Below are 2,881 nucleotides of genomic sequence, written 5' to 3'. Positions count from 1 at the left end.
AGATAACAGTGTAGCTCATATTTTTTAATTTTTAGTTTGGTTAAGTTAGAAAGGGCGCACGGTGGATGCCTTGGCACTAGGAGCCGATGAAGGACGGGACTAACACCGATATGCTTCGGGGAGCTGTAAGTAAGCTTTGATCCGGAGATTTCCGAATGGGGAAACCCACCACTCGTAATGGAGTGGTATCCTTATCTGAATTCATAGGATATGAGAAGGCAGACCCGGGGAACTGAAACATCTAAGTACCCGGAGGAAGAGAAAGCAAATGCGATTTCCTGAGTAGCGGCGAGCGAAACGGAACATAGCCCAAACCAAGAGGCTTGCCTCTTGGGGTTGTAGGACATTCTATACGGAGTTACAAAGGAACGAGGTAGATGAAGCGATCTGGAAAGGTCCGTCATAGAAGGTAACAACCCTGTAGTCAAAACTTCGTTCTCTCCTGAGTGGATCCTGAGTACGGCGGAACACGTGAAATTCCGTCGGAATCCGGGAGGACCATCTCCCAAGGCTAAATACTCCCTAGTGACCGATAGTGAACCAGTACCGTGAGGGAAAGGTGAAAAGCACCCCGGAAGGGGAGTGAAAGAGATCCTGAAACCGTGTGCCTACAAGTAGTCAGAGCCCGTTAACGGGTGATGGCGTGCCTTTTGTAGAATGAACCGGCGAGTTACGATCCCGTGCGAGGTTAAGCTGAAGAGGCGGAGCCGCAGCGAAAGCGAGTCTGAATAGGGCGTTTAGTACGTGGTCGTAGACCCGAAACCAGGTGATCTACCCATGTCCAGGGTGAAGTTCAGGTAACACTGAATGGAGGCCCGAACCCACGCACGTTGAAAAGTGCGGGGATGAGGTGTGGGTAGCGGAGAAATTCCAATCGAACCTGGAGATAGCTGGTTCTCTCCGAAATAGCTTTAGGGCTAGCCTTAAGGTAAGAGTCTTGGAGGTAGAGCACTGATTGGACTAGGGGCCCCCAACGGGTTACCGAATTCAGTCAAACTCCGAATGCCAATGACTTATCCTTAGGAGTCAGACTGCGAGTGATAAGATCCGTAGTCAAAAGGGAAACAGCCCAGACCACCAGCTAAGGTCCCAAAGTATACGTTAAGTGGAAAAGGATGTGGAGTTGCTTAGACAACCAGGATGTTGGCTTAGAAGCAGCCACCATTTAAAGAGTGCGTAATAGCTCACTGGTCGAGTGACTCTGCGCCGAAAATGTACCGGGGCTAAACGTATCACCGAAGCTGCGGACTGTTCTTCGAACAGTGGTAGGAGAGCGTTCTAAGGGCTGTGAAGCCAGACCGGAAGGACTGGTGGAGCGCTTAGAAGTGAGAATGCCGGTATGAGTAGCGAAAGAAGGGTGAGAATCCCTTCCACCGAATGCCTAAGGTTTCCTGAGGAAGGCTCGTCCGCTCAGGGTTAGTCGGGACCTAAGCCGAGGCCGAAAGGCGTAGGCGATGGACAACAGGTTGATATTCCTGTACCACCTCTTCACCGTTTGAACGATGGGGGGACGCAGGAGGATAGGGTAAGCGCGGTATTGGATATCCGCGTCCAAGCAGTTAGGCTGGGAAATAGGCAAATCCGTTTCCCATAAGGCTGAGCTGTGATGGCGAGGGAAATATAGTACCGAAGTTCCTGATTCCACACTGCCAAGAAAAGCCTCTAGCGAGGTGAAAGGTGCCCGTACCGCAAACCGACACAGGTAGGCGAGGAGAGAATCCTAAGGTGAGCGAGAGAACTCTCGTTAAGGAACTCGGCAAAATGACCCCGTAACTTCGGGAGAAGGGGTGCTCTGTTAGGGTGCAAGCCCGAGAGAGCCGCAGTGAATAGGCCCAGGCGACTGTTTAGCAAAAACACAGGTCTCTGCGAAGCCGTAAGGCGAAGTATAGGGGCTGACGCCTGCCCGGTGCTGGAAGGTTAAGAGGAGCGCTTAGCGTAAGCGAAGGTGCGAATTGAAGCCCCAGTAAACGGCGGCCGTAACTATAACGGTCCTAAGGTAGCGAAATTCCTTGTCGGGTAAGTTCCGACCCGCACGAAAGGCGCAACGATCTGGGCACTGTCTCAACGAGAGACTCGGTGAAATTATAGTACCTGTGAAGATGCAGGTTACCCGCGACAGGACGGAAAGACCCCGTGGAGCTTTACTGCAGCCTGATATTGAATTTTGGTACAGCTTGTACAGGATAGGTAGGAGCCTTTGAAGCCGGAGCGCCAGCTTCGGTGGAGGCGTCGGTGGGATACTACCCTGGCTGTATTGAAATTCTAACCCGCGCCCCTTATCGGGCCGGGAGACAGTGTCAGGTGGGCAGTTTGACTGGGGCGGTCGCCTCCTAAAAGGTAACGGAGGCGCCCAAAGGTTCCCTCAGAATGGTTGGAAATCATTCGCAGAGTGTAAAGGCACAAGGGAGCTTGACTGCGAGACCTACAAGTCGAGCAGGGACGAAAGTCGGGCTTAGTGATCCGGTGGTTCCGCATGGAAGGGCCATCGCTCAACGGATAAAAGCTACCCCGGGGATAACAGGCTTATCTCCCCCAAGAGTCCACATCGACGGGGAGGTTTGGCACCTCGATGTCGGCTCATCGCATCCTGGGGCTGTAGTCGGTCCCAAGGGTTGGGCTGTTCGCCCATTAAAGCGGTACGCGAGCTGGGTTCAGAACGTCGTGAGACAGTTCGGTCCCTATCCGTCGTGGGCGCAGGAAATTTGAGAGGAGCTGTCCTTAGTACGAGAGGACCGGGATGGACGCACCGCTGGTGTACCAGTTGTCTTGCCAAAGGCATCGCTGGGTAGCTATGTGCGGACGGGATAAGTGCTGAAAGCATCTAAGCATGAAGCCCCCCTCAAGATGAGATTTCCCATTCCGCAAGGAAGTAAGATCCCTG

The 2,881-nt window shown here is 53.0% G+C and carries 1 rRNA gene; it reads left to right on the top strand.

Annotated elements, in window-relative coordinates:
• Positions 1–38 precede the first annotated feature (38 nt).
• Positions 39–2,881 (top strand): 23S ribosomal RNA (locus ACFWEE_RS32590); the annotation flags it as partial.

It is taken from the genome of Streptomyces sp. NPDC060184 (assembly GCF_042728795.1).
Taxonomy (GTDB): domain Bacteria; phylum Actinomycetota; class Actinomycetes; order Streptomycetales; family Streptomycetaceae; genus Streptomyces.
The sequence above is the reverse complement of the archived record's forward strand: the minus strand, read 5'-3'. Positions and strand labels throughout refer to the sequence as shown.